This is a genomic window from Pseudonocardia sp. NPDC046786 (assembly GCF_040645415.1).
GTDB lineage: Bacteria > Actinomycetota > Actinomycetes > Mycobacteriales > Pseudonocardiaceae > Pseudonocardia > Pseudonocardia kongjuensis.
In genome coordinates this window covers 96,055-114,181 of the sequence record NZ_JBEYYF010000002.1, presented here as the reverse complement: position 1 = coordinate 114,181, position 18,127 = coordinate 96,055, and the positions used below count along the sequence as shown (strand labels likewise).

The 18,127-nt window shown below is 78.6% G+C and carries 1 protein-coding gene (cut by a window edge); it reads right to left on the bottom strand.

Annotated elements, in window-relative coordinates; translation table 11 throughout:
- Positions 1 to 18,127 carry the 5' portion of an amino acid adenylation domain-containing protein gene (locus tag ABZ881_RS02590; protein ID WP_358481235.1) on the bottom strand. Its footprint begins 2,507 nt before the window's first position, so only the first 18,127 of its 20,634 coding nucleotides appear in the window; it begins with the start codon at positions 18,125 to 18,127; its stop codon lies off the left edge, out of view.

Below are 18,127 nucleotides of genomic sequence, written 5' to 3'. Positions count from 1 at the left end.
CGACCACGCCAGGCCCGCCGAGCAGCCCGGCGAGCACCGCGGGCACGGTGGACAGGATCGCGCCGTCCGCGCCGGCCGGTGGCGCGCCGGGCACGGCGAGATCGAGCGCGTTCCCGGTGAGCAGCACGGTGCCGCCGGCGGCCAGTGGCCCGAACAGCTCGAACACCGACACGTCGAAGTTCAGCGAGGTGCTCGCCAGCATCCGGCGCGGCCCGAACTCGGCGGCCGCCCAGGCCGCCAGGTTCGCCGCGGAGCGGTGCGACACGACGACGCCCTTCGGGCGCCCGGTCGAACCGGAGGTGTAGATCACGTAGGCGGCCGCGTCCGGGTCGGCCGGCCCGTCCGGCCCGACGCCGGACGGTTCCGGCGCAGGACCGGACGCCGGGCCGGACCCAGGCCCCGGGCCCCGGTCGAGGACGACGACCTCCCGGCCCGCCGTCGGCAGCCCGGCCAGGCTCGCGGCCGTCCCGACCACCAGCACCGGATCGGCGTCGTCGAGCAGGAACCGCAGCCGGTCGGCCGGGTAGTCCGGGTCCAGTGGCAGGTACGCCGCACCGGTGCGGAGCACCGCCAGCAACGCGACCAGCAGGTCGGTGCTGCGCCCGAGTGCCACCCCGACGAACCGTTCCGGGCCGGCGCCGCGGGCGGCGAGCCGCCCGGCCAGCCGGGCCGACGCCGCGTCCAGCGTGGCGTAGTCCAGCCGGGTGTCCCGGTCGGCGACGGCAATCGCCGACGGCGTCCGTGCGACGCTCGCCCGGACCAGCGCCACCAGGTCGTGCGGGCCGGTGTGCGCGGGCTCCGGCGCACCGGACGGTCCGCCACCGGCGCGCAGCAGCGCCCGCTCGGCCGGATCGAGCAGGTCCAGCCCGCCCACCCGGGCCGACGGCCGCGCCGCCAGCTCGTGCAGCGCCCGGACGGTCCGGTCCAGCACGGTGGCGGCCGTGCCGGCGTCCACCAGCTCGGCCCGGTGCCGCAGGGTCAGTGCCAGCCGGTCCCCGCCGCGACCGGCCGGGAGCACCAGCAGGTTCAGCGGGTAGTGGGTGGCGTCCCGGCCGCGGGCCGCGGCCACCCGGAACCCGGCGGCCCGCTCGGCGGCGGCCAGCGCGTCGTCGTCGACCGGGTAGCTCTCGAACACCAGCAGGGTGTCGAACAGGTCCCCGGTGCCGGCCGCCCGGGCGATGTCGGCGAGCCCGAGATGCTGGTGCGCCAGCAGCTCGGCCTGCTCGGCCTGCACCCGGTCCAGCAGCGCAGCGACCGGCTCGGCCGGGTCCAGCCGCACCCGTACCGGCACCGTGTTGATCAGCAGGCCGAGTGTGCCGTCCACACCGGGCAGGTCGGGCGTGCGACCGGACACGGTGCTGCCGAACACCACGTCGGTGCGGCCCAGGGTGCGCGCCAGGGTCAGCGCCCACGCCGCCTGGACCAGTGTGTTCAGCGTGACCCCGGCGGTCCGCGCGGCCGCGGCCAGCGCGGCGGTGTCCACCGTGGACAGCGTCGTGCCCAGCTCGGCGGGCAGCCCGGACGGGATGCCGCGCAGCGCGTCCGGGGCGACCAGGGTGGGCTCGACCGGCCCGGCCAGCGCGGCCGCCCACGCGGTGCGGGCGGCGTCGTCGTCGCGGGTGGCCAGCCACGCCAGGAAGTCCCGGAACGGCCGGGCCTGCGGGAGCGGATCGCCCGCGTAGGCGGCCAGCACGGCCCGCATGAACAGCGGCGCCGACCATCCGTCCAGCAGCACGTGGTGGGTGGTCACGGCCAGCCGCCAGCGGTCCGCGGCGAACCGGACGAGCAGCAGCCGCACCAGCGGCGGCCGGGCCGGGTCGAACCGGTCCAGCCGGTCGGTCGCGACCTGCCGCCCGGCCTCGGCCTCGGCGGTGCCCGGGTCGCGGCCGGACAGGTCGACGACCCGCAGCGGCACGTCCGCCTCGTACGGCACCACGGCGACGTGCCGGCCGTCGCCGAGCAGCCGGAACCCGGCGCGCAGCTGCGGCTGCGCGGCGAGCACGGCGCCCAGTGCCGCGCGCATCCGCTCCGGATCGACCGGGCCGTCGATCTCCAGCTCGGTCTGGGTGGTGTAGACGTCGACGCCCGCGGTGTCGTCGAACCCGGAGTGGAACAGCAGCCCGCGCTGCAGCGGGGTGACCGGCAGCAGGTCCGCCGGTTCGCCGGCCTCGGCGACCAGCGTCGCGAGATCGTCCGCGGACGGCGCGACCAGCGGGAAGTCCGACGGCGACACGCCGCCCGCACCGGGTGTCCCGGCGTGCGCGGCCAGGCCGCGCAGCACCGCATCCCAGTCGGCGGCCAGCTCCGCGACGGCCTCCCCGGGGACGCCGGACGGCCAGGACAGCCGGGCCGCGAGGGTCCCGTCCGCCGCCCGGTAGGCGTCCACGGTCAGCGCGTGGGTGACCGGCCGGTCGGCGTCCGCCGGGACCGGCGGGAGATCGGTGTCGACGCCCCAGTCGTCCGGACCGGATCCGTCCGGCGCACCGGTGGCGACCCGGCCGAGCCAGTTCAGCAGCACCGGCGGCCGGTGCGCCGGGAGCCGCCCGGCGAGCAGGCCGAACCCGGTCCCGGTGCCGGGGACGGCGCGCAGCGCGTCCTTCACCGCGAGCAGCGCGTGACCGGCGGCCGGGCCGCCCGCGACGACCGCATCCGGATCGGCCGGGGCGACAGCGGGGGTGAGCCGCACCGGGTGCACCGCGGTGAACCAGCCGACCGTCCCGGACAGCGACGCGCCGGGGACCAGCTCCTCGTCGCGGCCGTGACCCTCCCGGTCGAGCAGCACCGGCGCGTCCGGGCTGCCGCCGCAGCGGGCCCGGAACCGGGCCAGTGCCACCGCCAGCGAGGTGACCAGGACGTCCTCGGTGCGGGCCCGGTAGCGCCCGGGCAGCTCGTCCAGCAGCGGCCCGGTGACGTCGGCGGGCAGCCGCAGGGTGCGGTCCCGCACGCCGTCGCCGGTGGCGCCGGCCGGGACGTCGAGCCCCGGGATCCGGGCGTCGGCCGGGTCGCCGAGCACCGCGCGCCAGTACGGCAGCTCCGCGCCGACGTCGGCGGCGGCCAGGCCGTGCGACCACGCCCGGAACGGGGTGCCGGTGCGGGCCGGCGGCTCGCCGGTGGTCACCGTGCGGCGCAGGTCGGCCAGCAGGATCGGCCAGGACACGGCGTCGACGGCGATGTGGTGCACGGCCAGGAACAGCCGTCCCGGGGCGGCCGGGCCGGCATCGAACCAGACGGCCTGCACGGTCGGCCCGGCGACCGGGTCGAGCCGGCGCAGCGCCGCCTCGGCGGCGACCGGCACCTGCGCCGGGTCACCGTCCCATTCGACCCGGGTGAGCAGACCGTCCGGTGCCGGGCCGGGCTCCGGGACGTCCAGGCCGCCGTCGGGCAGCAGCCGGGCGCGCAGCACGTCGTGTGTGGACAGCAGTGCGGCCAGCCCGGCCGTCAGCTCCGGTCCGGTGAGCCCGGCCGGGGTGCGGACCGTCCGGATCTGGGCGTAGCGGCGGGCCCGCGCGCCACCGGCCGCGGCGAACGCGGCGAGCACCGGGGTCGGTGCGGTCCGCCCGGTCGCGCCGGGAACAGCGCCGCCGGCGGCCGGTGCGACCGCACCGGCCCGGCCGGCCGCGAGCGCGGCCAGCGCGGCGACCGTCCGCCCGGTGAACACGTCCCGCGGGGCCAGGTCGAAGCCCTCCTCACGGGCCCGGCCGACCAGCCGGATGGAGACGATCGAGTCCCCGCCGAGCGCGAAGAAATCGTCGTCCACGCCGACCGCGGGCAGGCCGAGCACCTCGGCGACGACGGCCGCCAGCGCCGCCTCGGCCGGGGTGCGCGGCCCGGTGCCGCCGGCGGTCGCGACGGTGTCCGGGGCGGGCAGCGCGCGGTGGTCGATCTTGCCGTTGGCGTTCACCGGCAGCGCGTCCAGCACGACGACGGCCACCGGCACCATGTGCTCGGGCAGCCGGGCCGCGGCGAACTCCCGCAGCTCCGCCGGGACCGGGGCGGGACCGCCGGGCTCGGCGGCGACGTAGCCGACCAGCCGGGCCGGGGCATCGGCCGGACCGTCGCGGCGGGCCAGCACGGCCGCGGCGCGGACCCGCTCGTGCCCGGTCAGGACCATCTCGATCTCGCCCGGCTCGATCCGGAAGCCGCGGATCTTCACCTGGTCGTCGGTCCGGCCGAGGAACTGCAGGGTGCCGTCGGCGGACCGGCGGACCAGGTCGCCGGTGCGGTACAGCCGCCGCCCGGGCGACCACGGATCGGCGACGAACCGGGACGCGGTGAGCGCGGCCCGGCCGTGGTAGCCGCGGGCCAGGCCGTCGCCGCCCAGGTACAGCTCACCGGCGACGCCGGACGGCACCGGGGCCAGGCCGTCGTCGAGGACGTGCGCGGTGACGTTCGGGTCGGGCAGCCCGATCGGCGCGGTCGGGCCGGTCACGATCCCGCCCGGGACCGGGCCGGCCGACCAGCTGGTGGCGTTCACCGTCGCCTCGGTGGGGCCGTAGGCGTTGACCACCCGGTGGGTGGCGGTGAGCCGGCGCAGCAGTGCCGCGGGCAGCGCGTCGGCGCCGACCACCAGCGTGCTGCCCGGCGGGAACGCCGGGCCGTCGCCCGCGGCCCGGGCGGCCTCCGCCATCAGCACCGGCGGTGCGACGACGTGCGTGGCCCGGTGCTCGGCCGCGTGGGCAACCAGCTCGGCGGCGTCCGGGACGCCCGCCGGGGCGAGCACCAGCCGGCCGCCGCGGGCCAGCGTCGCGGTCACCATGTAGACGAACACGTCGAAGCTCGGCGACGACGTCGTCAGCACCACCGAGTCCGGCCCGAAGCCCCAGCCGGCGGCCGTCTCGACCAGCGACGCCAGCCCGGCGTGCGGCACCACGACGGCCTTCGGGAGCCCGGTCGACCCGGAGGTGTAGATCAGGTAGGCGGGGTGGTCGGGATCCGGCCGCGGCGCCCGCGTCCCGGGGCCGGCGGGACCGGCCGGGTCGTCGAGCAGCAGCAGCTCGGTGTCGCCGGCCACGTCGCGCAGCACCTCGGCGCCCGCGGGGTCGGTGAGCAGCAGCGCCGGACGGACGTCGTCGATCATGTGCGCGAGCCGGGCGGCGGGCAGCGCCGGGTCCAGCGGCAGGTGCGCCGCACCGGCCGCGGCGACCGCGAGCAGCGCGACGACCGCGTCCACCCCGCGCGGGAAACCGGTGCCGACGACCGTCTCCGGACCGGCGCCGCGGGCGGCGAGCCGCGCGGCGAGCGCGTCCACCCGGTGGCGCAGCTGCGCCCGGGTGAGCACGGCGCCGCCGGCGACCCGGACCGCCTCGGCCTCCGGGTCGCCCGCCAGGCCGCGCCGGACCAGGGTCGCCAGGTCGGCCCGGTCCACCTCGTGGACGGCGCCGTGCCGGCCGGCCGGGTCACCGAGATCCAGCCGGGACAGCCGCACCCGCGGATCGGCGGCGACCGCCGCCAGCACCCGCTCCAGGCGGGCGACGAGCACCGCGACGGTCTCCCGGTCGTAGAGGTCCGCGGCGTAGCGCAGCAGCCCCTCCAGGTGCCCGCCCCGCTCCGGCTCGCCGATCAGCAGCGACAGGTCGAACTTGGCGTGCAGGTCGGGCAGCTCCACCGGCTCGGTCACCAGCCCGGGCAGCCCGAGATCGGTCCCGGTCGCGGTGCGGTAGGTGACCGTCGCCTGGAACAGCGGATGCCGGCCGGGGCGGCGCGGCGGGGCGAGCGCCTCCACCACCCGCTCGAACGGCACGTCGGCCCGGCCGAACGCGGCCAGGTCGGCCTCGCGCACCCGGTCCAGCAGCGCGCCGAACGTCGGATCGCCCGCGGCGTCGGTGCGCAGCACCAGCGAGTTCACGAAGAACCCGACGAGCTCGTCCAGCGCGGCGTCCGGCCGCCCGGCGACCGGGGTGCCCAGCACCACGTCCCGCCCGGCGCCGCTGCGCGCCAGCACCGCGACGAACGCGGCGTGCACCAGCATGAACATCGACGCGCCGTGCCCGGCCGCGATCCGGCGCAGCGCCAGGGCGGTCGGCTCGCCGACGGTGAAGGTCACCGACCCGCCGCGGCCGGACGCGATCTCCGGGCGCGGCCGGTCGGTGGGCAGCGCGAGCTCCTCCGGCGCACCGGCCAGCCGCTCGCGCCACCAGCCGAGCTGGCGGTCGCCGAGCGAACCGGGATCGCCCGGCTCGCCGAGCAGCTCCCGCTGCCAGCACGTGTAGTCGGCGTACTGCACCGGCAGCGGCGGCAGCTGCGGCGGCCGGCCCGCGCAGCGCGCGGCGTAGGCGGCGCCGAGATCGGTGAGCAGCGGGACGGCCGACGACTCGTCGGCGGCGACGTGGTGCAGCACCAGCACCAGCACCGCGTCGTCGGCGGCGCGGCGCAGCAGCACCGCCCGCAGCGGCCGGTCCACGGCCAGGTCGAACGGGGTGCCGACGGCTGCCTGCAGCAGCCCGTCGAGATCGGCACCGGCGGGCACCTCGTGCACGTCGAGCGGCACCGGCGCCGGATCGAGGACGACCTGGCGGGGCACGCCCGCGGTGTCCGGCAGGACCGTGCGCAGCGCCTCGTGCCGGGCGGCGACGTCGGCGAGCGCGGCCTCCAGCGCGGTCACGTCCAGCGGCCCGCGCAGCCGGGCGGCCAGCGGGACGTTCCACACCGCCGACGGGCCCTCCAGCCGGAACAGGAACCACAACCGCTGCTGGGCGGGCGAGAGCGGCATCGGGTCCGGACGCCGGGCCGGGCGCAGCGCCGGACGCGGCCGGCCCTCGCCGTCGCCCGCACCGAGCCGGGCGGCCAGCCCGGCCGGGGTCGGCGCCTCGAACACGGTGCGCAGCGCGGGCTCGGTGCCGAGCACCGCGCGCACCCGGGACACCAGCCGGGTCGCGAGCAGCGAGTGCCCGCCGAGCGCGAAGAAGTCGTCGTGCACGCCGACCGTGCCCGGATCGCGGCCGAGCACCTCGGCGACCAGCGCCACCAGGGTCTCCTCGACCGGGGTGCGCGGCGCGGTCCGGGCCGGCGCGGCCGCGGCGACCGGGTCCGGCAGTGCCGCCCGGTCCACCTTCCCGTTCGGGGTGAGCGGCAGCGACCCCAGCACCACCAGGACCGACGGCAACATGTGCGACGGCAGGGTGCGCGCGGCGGACTCCCGCACCCGTGCGGTGTCCAGCGAACCGGTGTCCAGCAGGCCGGTGGCCGGCAGGCCGGTGTCCGGCGAACCGGTGTCCGGCAGCAGGTACCCGATCAGCGCGTCGCCGCGCACCGTCACCACGGCCCGGGCCACCCCGGGAGCGGCGGCCAGCGCGGCCTCCACCTCGCCGAGCTCGATCCGGAAGCCGCGGACCTTCACCTGGTCGTCGGCCCGGCCGAGGAACTCCAGCGTCCCGTCGGCGCGCACCCGGACCAGGTCGCCGGTGCGGTACATCCGGCCGAACGCCCGCCCGTCGGCCGGGCAGGCGACGAACCGCTGCGCGGTCAGCGCGGGGCGGCCGTGGTAGCCGCGGACCACCCCGGCCCCGGCCAGGTACAGCTCGCCGGGCACGCCCGGCGGGACCGGCCGCAACCGGGCGTCGAGCACGAACGCACCGGTGTTGCGCAGCGGCGAGCCGATGGTGACCGGCTCCCCCGGGCGCACGACGGCGCTGGTCGACCAGACGGTCGTCTCGGTCGGCCCGTACATGTTGCGGACCGTGCGGGTGCGGGCGGCGAGCAGCTCGCCGAGCGCTGCCGGCAGCGCCTCGCCGCCGACCAGCGCGGTCACCCCGGCGAGGTCCCGGCCGTGGTCGGCGAGCAGCGCCGCCCACAGCGACGGCGTCGCCTGCAGCACGGTCGCGCCGGAGCGGGTCACCAGCTCGTCGAGCAGCCGCGGGTCGCGCACGGTTGCGGCGTCGGCGAGCACCACGGTCGAGCCGACCGAGAGCGGCACCAGGATCTCCAGCACCGCGATGTCGAACGACAGCGTGGTCACCGCGACGACGACGTCGTCGGCGGTGAGCGGGACCAGCTCGGCGGTGGCGTCGGCGAAGTTCGCCAGCGCGCCGTGCGGGACCAGCACGCCCTTGGGGCGGCCGGTCGAGCCGGAGGTGTGGATGACGTAGGCGATGCCGTCCGGGTCCGGGACCACCGGCGGCACGGGTGCCGCCGGGGCGGCGGGCGCCATCCCGGGATCCAGCGGCGTGGGATCCAGCAGCGTGGGATCCAGTAGCGGTGCGCCGGTCCCGGCGAGCCGATCCGCTGCGGCGGCGTCGGCGAGCACCACCACCGGCCGCACGTCGTCGATCATGAACCGCAGCCGGTCCACCGGGTAGTCCGGGTCCAGCGGCAGGTAGCCGGCACCGGTGCGGTGCACCGCCAGCACCGCGACGACCAGGTCGGCGGTGCGCGGCAGCGCGATCCCGACCACCCGCTCCGGTCCGGCGCCGCGGGCGGCCAGCTCCGCGGCGAGCCGGTCCGCGGCGGCGGACAGCTCGCGGTAGGCCAGCTCCCGGTCACCGGCCCGGACGGCGATCCGCTCCGGGTGCCGGTCGGCGCGGTCGGCGATCCGCTCCGGCAGCAGCCGCGGCTCCGGGCGGGCCGCGGTGGCGGTGAGCCCGGCCAGCGCGGCGTGCTCGCCCGGGTCGAGGACGTCGTGGGCGGACACCGGCGCGTCCGGGTCGGCGACCGCGGCGGCCAGCACCCGCAGCACCCGGCGGGCCAGTGCCTGCGCGCCGGACCGGTCGTAGAGGTCGGCGGCGGCGTTGACGACGCCGTCCAGGCCGTCGGCGTCGTCGTGCTCCCGGAAGCCGACGGTCAGGTCGAACCGGGCGGTGCCGGTGCCGACCGGGATCTCGGTGGTCGGGTGCCCGCCGAGCGGCGGCGTCGCGGAGCGGCGCCGCTGGTGCAGCACCATCACCTGGAACAGCGGGTGCCGGGCCGTGGAGCGGGCCGGGGCGAGCTCGTCGACCAGCCGCTCGAACGGCAGCAGGGCGTGGTCGAACGCCTCCGGGTCGGTGATCCGGACCCGGTCGAGCAGGGTGCGGAACGACGGGTCGCCGGACAGGTCGGTGCGCAGCACGACGGTGTTGAGGAACAGCCCGACCAGGTCGTCGAGCTCCCCGGGGCCGCCGCCGAGGTCCGGGCGGGCCGAGACGGGGGCGCCGAGCGGGATGTCGGTGCCCGCGCCGAGCCGGTGCAGCACGGTCGCGACGGCGGCGTGCAGCACCATGAACACGGTCGTCCCGGTCGCGCCGGCGAGCCGGCGGATGCCGCGGTGCAGGCCGGGGTCGATCCGGAACTCGACGTCGATCCCGGTGTAGGAGGCGACCGCGGGCCGCGGACGGTCCCGGGGCAGCTCCAGCTCGGCGGGTGCCCCGGCGAGGCGGTCCCGCCAGTACCGCAGATCGGCGGCGGCCGGGCCGTCGTCGTCGGCGAGCACCTCGGCCAGCCGCAGCGTGTGGTCGGCGTACTGCACCGGCAGCGGCGCGAACGCCGGGGCGGCGCCGGCCAGCCGCGCGGTGTAGGCGGTGTGCAGGTCGTCGAGCAGCGGGGCGACCGAGCCCTCGTCGCCTGCGGCGTGGTGCAGCACCAGCACCAGCACCGACTCCGCGCCGGCCGGTTCGCCGGTGAGCAGCACCCAGGCCCGCAGCGGGAGCTCGGTGGCGGTGTCGAAGCGGTGCGCGGCGATCTCGTCGAGCACCGCGGGCAGCTCGTCGGCGGTGGGTGCGCGGAACTCCAGCGGGACCGGCACCGGGGCGGCCAGGACGTGCTGGCGGGGTTCGCCGCCGCCGTCGTCGACCAGCAGGGTGCGCAGCGCCTCGTGCCGGTCGGTGAGGTCGCCGAGCGCGGCGTGCAGCGCTGCCGGGTCGGGCTCGCCGTCCAGGCGCAGCGCCAGCGGCATCGACGAGGTCGCGGCGGAGCGGCCGTCGCCGAGCATCCGGTCCAGGAACCAGATCCGGCGCTGCCCGGGCGAGGCCGGGATCCGCTCCGGGCGGGTCCGGGTCACCGCGGCGCGGCCCGGGACGGCGGCCCCGGCGGCCGGGAGCAGCGCCGCCAGCGCCGCGACGGTCGGGGTGTCGAACAGGGTGCCCAGGCCGACCGCGGCGCCGGTCGCGGCGCGCAGCCGGGCCACCAGCCGGGTCGCGAGCAGCGAGTGCCCGCCGAGGTCGAAGAACCCGTCGTCGATCCCGACCGAGTCGGCGGGCAGGCCGAGCACCTCGGCGAACAGGTCGCGCACGGTCTGCTCGGCGGCGTCCCGCGGGCCGCGCACCGCGGCACCGGCGGCCGGTGCGGGCGCGGGCAGCGCCGCGCGGTCGATCTTGCCGTTCGGGGTGCGCGGGAACGCCTCCAGCGGCACGACGAACGCCGGGACCATGTGCCCGGGCAGCGTGGCGGCCAGCTCGGCGCGGACCCGCGCCGGATCGACCGGCCCGGGGCCGGTGACGTAGGCGACCAGCGCGGCGTCCCGGGCCGTGACCAGCGCCCGGTCGATCTCCGGGCGCTCGGTGAGCCGGGCCTCGATCTCGCCGGGCTCCACCCGGAACCCGCGGATCTTGACCTGGTGGTCGGTGCGGCCGGCGTAGACGAGCAGCCCGCCGGGGCCGCGGCGCACCAGGTCGCCGGTGCGGTAGAGCCGCGCGCCGGGCGGGCCCCACGGGTGCGCGACGAACCGGGCGGCGGTCAGCCCGGCCCGGCCGAGGTAGCCGCGGGCCAGGCCGGTGCCGCTGACGTAGAGCTCGCCGATGCCGCCGTCGGGCACCGGGCGCAGGTCCGGATCGAGCACGTGCGTGCCGGTGCCGTGCACCGGGCGGCCGATCGGCAGCGCGTGCGCGTCCGGCTCGATGCCCTCGGCGACGTCGAAGATCGTCGCGTCGACGGTGGTCTCGGTGGGGCCGTAGGAGTTGACCACCCGGTGGGTGGCCGCCCAGGCCCGGGCCAGGTCGGGCGGGCAGGCCTCGCCGGCGACGACGATCGTCGCGCCCGGCGGCACCCCGTCCGGCACCGGCAGGTCGGCCAGCGCGGCCGGCGGCAGTGTCAGGTGGGTGATCCGTCCGGCGTGCAGGAACTCCGACAGCGCGCTGCCGAGCCGCTGCGCGTCCGGGACGACGACGACCTCGGCGCCGGCGCCGAGCGCCATCACCAGCTCCCACACCGAGGTGTCGAACCCGGCGGAGGCGAACTGCGCGACCCGGTGCCCGGGACCGGTGCCGAGCGCGGCGTTCATCGTCCCGGACAGCGCGACCAGACCGGTGTGCGCGACGACGACGCTCTTCGGCGTGCCAGTCGAGCCGGAGGTGGTGATCAGGTAGGCGGCGGCCGCCGGATCGACCGGGCGGGCCGGGGTGACCGGGTGTGCCGCGATCCGCCGGGCGGTGTCCGGGTCCGACGGGCGCAGCACCGGCAGCGTCCCGGGGACGCCCGCCGGGACCGCGTCCGCGGCCAGCAGCAGCACCGGGCCGATGTCGGCGACGGTCGCGGCGACCCGGGCGGCGGGCAGCCCGGGATCCAGCGGCAGGTAGGCGGCGCCGGCGTGGTGCACGGCGAGCATCGCGACGACCAGCTCGGCCGAACGCGGCAGCGCCAGCGCGACCACCTGCTCGGGCCGCACCCCGCGGGCGGTCAGCTCGTGCCCGAGCCGGGCGGCGGCGTCCAGCAGCTCCCGGTAGCCGAGCCGGCCGTCCGGGCCGTGCACGGCGGGCGCGTCCGGGGTGCGGTCCGCCCAGCGGCCGACGATCTGCGGCAGCGTCGCCGCCGGGGCGGCGGTCGGGCCGTCGGCGGCGCGCAGCAGCGCCGCGGTCTCCTCGGGCGGGCAGACGCCGATCCGGTCGACCGGGGTGTCCGGGTCGTCGGCGAGCGCGGCCAGCACGGTCCGCAGCCGGGCGGCGACGACGGCGGCGCCGTCCGGGGTGACCGGCCCGCGCCGGTAGCGCAGCCGCAGGTGCAGCCCGTCGCCGGGCAGCGCGACCACGCCCAGCGGGTACGGCGAGGCGTCCCGGCCACCGACGACCCGGGCGCCGGTGGCCCGCAGACCCTCGAACGGGTAGCTCTCGAACACCGCGAACGTGTCGAACAGCGCGGGCAGGCCGGCGATCCGATGCAGCTCGGCGAGGCCGAGATGCTGGTGGTCGATCAGCTCCGCCTGCTCGCGCTGCAGCCGGCGCAGGCTCTGCGCGGCGGTCTCGCCGCGCCGCAGCCGCACCCGGACCGCGACCGTGTTGACGAACATCCCGACCGCGTCGGCGGTGCCCGGCTCGTCGGCGGGGCGCCCGGCCGAGGTCGCGCCGAGCACCGCCTCGGACCGGCCGGTGAGCCGGGCGACGAGCACCCCCCACGCCCACTGCAGGACGGTGTTCACGGTGACCCCGGTGGCCCGCGCGGTGGCGAGCAGCCGGCGTTGCAGCTGCGGATCGAGCTCGACGTCGAGCTGGTCCGGCTCGGCGGGCGTGCCCGGTGCGGTCGGCGGGACCAGCAGCGACGGCTCGTCGAGCCCGTCCAGTGCGGCGGCCCAGGCCGCGACCGCCGCGGGATGGTCGCGGCCGGCCCGGCGGGCCAGCCGGGCGAGCAGGTCGGCGTGCGCTGCGGTGTCGTCGAGTACTGTGCCGTCGGCCGCTGGGCCGTCGGGTGCCGGGCCGTCGGGTGCCGGGCCGGGGTCCGCCGGGCCGTCGGTGCCGGCCCGCTGCAGGATCTCGCCCAGCACGGTCGGCACCGACCAGCCGTCCAGCGCGAGATGGTGGTGCGTGACGATCAGACGCGGCGGCGCGTCGGGACCGGTGACCAGCGCCAGCCGCAGCAGCGGCGCGGTCGCCGGATCGAACGAGCGGGCCCGCTCCCGGTCGGCGACGGCGTCCGGATCGGCGCCGCGGTGCACGCTCAGCTCCGGGGCGGCCGCGCGCAGCACCAGCTGCCAGGGCCGCCCGGAGCGGGTCCGGCGGAACGCGGTCCGCAGCGCGGGGCGGCACGCGGCGACCGCGGCCGTCGCGGCGGTGAGTCGCTGCGGATCGGCGAGTGCCGGCTCGAGATCGACGAACCACTGCACGATGTGCAGGTCACCGGCCCGCCCGGTGCGCTCGGCCTCGAACAGCAGGCCCTCCTGCAGCGGGCTGCAGGCCAGCACCGCCTCCAGGCCCGGCACGGCGGCGGCCAGCTCGACCCGCTCCGCCGCGGTCGGTTCCGGCAGCACCGGCTCGGGCGCTGCCGACGACAGCAGTTCCGACGGCAGCAGTTCCGACGACGGCCGGGCCGACACGGAGCCCGCCGCTGCGATGCCCGCCGACGCGAGGCCCGCCGAGACGGGGCCCGCCGACGCGGCACCCGCGGTGGTGTCCCCGGCAGCGGCGGCGACCCGGGCGAGCCCGGCGACCGTCGGGTTCAGGAACACCTCGCGCGGGGTCAGCGTGATCCCGGCGGCGGTGGCCCGCGCGGCGAGCGTGATCGCGGCGATGCTGTCGCCGCCGAGATCGAAGAAGCCCTCGTCGGCGCCGATGCCGTCGGCGTCCGGGAGCAGTGCTGCGACCAGCTCGGCCAGCCGCCGCTCGACCGGCCCGGACGGCTCCCGCCGCTGCGCCGCGCGGGTGAGCTGCGGGGCCGGGAGCGCAGCCCGGTCGATCTTGCCGTTCGGGGTGAGCGGCAGCGCGTCGAGCACGACGACGTGCGCCGGGACCATGTACTCCGGCAGCCGGGCCGCGAGCACCGCCCGCACCCCGGCCGGATCCGGGGCCGCACCGCGCGGCACCAGATAGGCGACCAGCGCCGGACGCCCGGGGCCGATCTCGCGCACCACCACGGCCGCAGCGGCGACGTCCTGCTCCAGCAGGGCGGCCTCGATCTCACCGGGCTCGATCCGGAAGCCGTGCAGCTTCACCTGGTCGTCGGAGCGCCCCAGGAAGTCCAGCAGCCCGTCGGACCGGCGGCGGGCCAGGTCGCCGGTGCGGTAGATCCGCTCCCCGCCGGGTGCGGCGACGAACCGCTCGGCGGTCCGGACCGGGTCCGCGTGGTAGCCGCGGGCCAGTCCGGCACCGCCGATGTGGAGGTCCCCGGTCACCCCGGTCGCGACCGGCCGCAACCGGTGGTCCAGCACGCTCAGCGTGGTGTTCGCCAGCGGGCCGCCGATCGGCGGCGGGCCCGCGACGGCCGGGTCCACCGGCCAGCGGCTGGACCAGATCGTGGTCTCGGTGGGCCCGTACAGGTTGACCGCGCGGGCGCTCGACGCGTGCAGCGCGGCCGCCAGGTCCGCGGGCAGCGCCTCACCGCCGACCAGCGCGGTCACCCCGGCGAAGGTGTCCCCGGCGCCGTCGAGCAGCGCCCGCCACAGCGACGGGGTGGCCTGCACGTGGTCGATCCGGTGCCGGGTGACCAGTCCGCGCAGCGCCACCGGGTCGCCCGCCTCGTCCGGATCGGCCAGCACCAGGGTGCCGCCGCTCGCGAGCGGCCCGTAGAACTCCAGCGCGGCGATGTCGAACGCCGGCGTCGTCACGCCCAGCCAGCGGTGCCCCGGACCGGTACCCAGGTCGCGGGCCATGTCGTCGAGGAAGTTCTGCAGCCCGCCGTGCCGGACCGCGACGCCCTTCGGCCGTCCGGTCGAGCCGGACGTGAAGATCACGTAGGCCAGCTGCTCCGGATCGGTGACGACGGCGGGCGGCGGCTCGGCGGGCAGCCCGGCGAGCTCGGCGCGGACGGCCGGATCGTCCAGCAGCAGCGTGCCGGTGCCGGTGCCCGGATCGGCGTCGGTCGTGGTCAGCAGCAGCACCGGTGCGGCGTCGGCGAGCACCGTGCGGACCCGCTCGGCCGGGTGGCCGGGGTCCATCGGGACGTACGCGGCGCCGCAGCGCAGCACCGCGAGCAGCGCCACCACCAGATCGGTGCCGCGCGGCAGCAGCACCCCGACCAGCGCGCCGGGCCCGGCGCCCCGGGCCGCCAGCACCCGGGCGAGCCGGTTCACCGCGGCGTCCAGCTCGGCGTAGCCGAGGGTCTCGCCGGCGCAGGTCAGCGCGGGCAGCTCCGGATGGGCGGCGACCGCGGCGGCGAACCGCTCGGGCAGCAGCCCGGGCAGCGCCGGGACCGCGGTCGCGGCCCGGGCCCCGTCGTGCGCGGCGCGTTCGGCGTCGGTGAGCACCGGCAGCTCGGACAGCCGACGGCCGGGATCGGCGGTGACCGCGCCGAGCAGCCCGCGCAGCCGGTGGGCGAACGCCTCGACGGTGGCCGGCGAGTAGAGGTCGGTGGCGTACTCCAGCTCGCCGTCGATCCGGCCGCCGGTCTGCACGGTGCGCACGGTCAGGTCGAACTTCGCGGTCGGCGTCCCGACGATCGCGGTGCGGGCGCTGAGCCCGGCGAACGACGGCCGGTGCGCCGGTTCGTGCTGGTGGCTGACCAGCACCTGGAACAGCGGGTGCCGGGCCAGCGAGCGGGCCGGGGCGACGGCGTCGAGCACCTGGTCGAACGGGGCGTCCTGATGGGCGAGCGCGTCCAGACCGGCGGCCCGGACCCGGGCCAGGAGCTCCCGGAACGACGGGTCGCCGCCCGCGTCGGTGCGCACCACGACGGTGTTGAGGAACAGCCCGACCACGTCGGCGGCGTCGGCGCCGCGCTCGATGACGGGCACCCCGAGCGGCAGATCGGTACCGGCGCCCATCCGGTGCAGCAGCGCGGCGACCGCGGCGTGCAGCACCAGGAACGGGGTGCTGCCGGTGCCGGCGGCGAGCCGCTGCACCGCGCCGGTGAGCGTCTCGTCGAGGACGAACGGGACGACCGCGCCGCGGTGGCTCTCCACCGGCGGCCGGGGCAGGTCGACCGGCAGCGTGGTCTCGGCGGGCGCCCCGTCGAGCACGGTGCGCCAGTGCCCGAGCGCGGCGTGTGCGCGCGAGGCCGGATCGGCCGGGTCCCCGAAGCGGGCCGCGGCGGCGACGACGGCGTCGACGTAGCCGGGGGCGGGCGGCTGCTGCGGCGCCGCACCGGCGGCCCGGGCGGTGTAGGCGACGGCGAGATCGTCGACCAGCACGGCGAGCGCCCGGTCGTCGACGGCGACGTGGTGCAGCACCAGCGCCAGCAGGTGCTCGCCGGGTGCGGTGCGCAGCAGCGCGGCCCGCCACGGCAGCTCGGCGGCCAGGTCGAACGGGGTGCCGGCCAGCTCCCGGACGGCGTCCCGGGCGGCGCCGGCTCCGGCGACCTCGCGCAGCGGCAGCTCCGGGACGGTGACGTCGGCGGCCGGCAGCACCTGCTGCCACGGTTCGCCGCCGTCGTCGGGGAGCAGGGTGCGCAACGCCTCGTGCCGGGCGACGACGTCGCCGAGTGCGGCCCGCAGCGCCGCGGTGTCGAGCGGGCCGGTGAGCTGCACGGTCAGCGGCACCGCGTAGCTCGCGCCGGCCTCGATCCGCTGCAGCGACCAGATCCGGCGCTGCGCCGGCGACAGCGGCGGCCGCTCCGGGCGGGGCGCCGGGGCCGGGCCGGTCGCGGCGGACCGGACGGGCTCCCCGGCGGGCAGCAGGGCGGCGATCTCGCGGACCGTGGGCCGGTCGAACACGGCCTGCACGGTGAGCCCGGGGGCGTCCGCGTCGGCGTCCAGCCCCTCGCGCAGCCGCGCGACCAGCCAGAGCACCTGCAGCGAGTGCCCGCCCGCGGCGAACAGGTCGGTGTCGGCGTCGACCGACGCCGGATCGGCCTCCAGCAGCTCGGCGACCAGCGCCGCGACCTGCCGTTCCCGCTCGGCGGCCGGGACACCGGGCGCCACGGGCCCGGCCGGTCCACCCGATCCGGTCGGCCCACCCGATCCGGTCGACACGGCCGCTCCGGTCGGCGCGGTCGATCCGGTCGATCCGATCGATGTGGGGAGCGCGGCGTCCGGCTCCCCGAGCGGCCGGTGCGGCTCGGCGGCGGCCTCGGTGAGCAGCGCGAGCAGCGCGTCCCGGTGCCGCGCGGTCTCCTCGGCGGTGTAGCGGGCGACGTCGGCGTCCACCCGGACCACCAGCCGGGGCGCGCCCCCGGCGGTCCCGGCGCCCAGCCGGGCGGTGACCATCAGGTCGCGCACCGGGCCGGTGGCGATCTCGTGCACCTCGCCGGTCACGTCGCCGAGCCGGACCCGGCCGGGATCGGGCTTGACGTTCACCACCAGCGCCGGGGACGGCTCGCGCCCGGCCCGGGCGCGCACCGCCCGGCGCAGGTCCTCGCCGCGGTAGCGGCGGTGTGCCGCGGCCGCGCGCAGCTCCTCGTGCACCCGGGCGACGAGCCCGGCCGGGGTGGCCGACGGCCCGGTCCGGACCCGCAGCGGCAGCACGGTGACCGCGGTCGTCGGGACCCGGCTCGCCGGGGTCCCGAGCCGCTGCATCGCCGGGAGATCGAGGACGACGTCGGCCGCGCCGGTGCGGCGCCACACCAGCGCGGCCACCGCGGCGGCGACGATCTCCACCGAGCCGGCCCCGGCGGCGGTCGCGATCTCGCGCAGCGCCGCGGTGGCGGCCGCGTCCAGCTCGCCGTCGGCCCGGTGCAGCTCGCGGGCCGGGTTGGGGTTCGGCGCCGGTACGGCGGCGAGGGTGGCCGGCACGGCGCCGTCCAGCCGGGACGTCCAGAACTCCTCGGCGGCGGCCCGGCCCGGGTCGGCGAGATCGGCGGCGTCCGCCTCGACGACGGCGGCGAGCTCGCCGTGCCGCGGGGCGGGCGAGGAGCCCGCGGGATCGCCCGCCGCCCGGTACAGCTCGGTGACCCGGCGGCGGAGCAGGTTGTAGCCGTAGGCGTCGAGCAGCAGATGGTGCGCGCGCACGTACCAGATGTGGTGCTGCGGTCCGAGCACGAGCAACGCCTGGCGCAGCAGCGGCTCGGTGTGCGGGTCGAGCGGGCGGCGCACGTCGGCGCCGGTCCAGCCGGCCGCGGCCGCGGCCGGGTCGTCGTGCCCGCTGAGGTCGACCAGCTCGCACCCGGCCGGCCAGGCCCCGGGGTGCTGCACGACCCGCCCGCCGTCGACGGTCTCGAACCGCGCACCCAGCCACGGCACCTCGGCGGCGGCCGTCGTCGCGGCACCGCGCAGCGCCGCCACGTCCAGCGGGCCGCGCAGCTCGACCTGCTCGGCGGTGACGAACGCCGGGTTCGCCGGGTCCCGCTGCTGGTCCACCCAGATGCCGGTCTGGGCGGCGGTCAACGGCAACGCCAGCGGGCGCGGGTGCGGGACGCGTGCGGACAT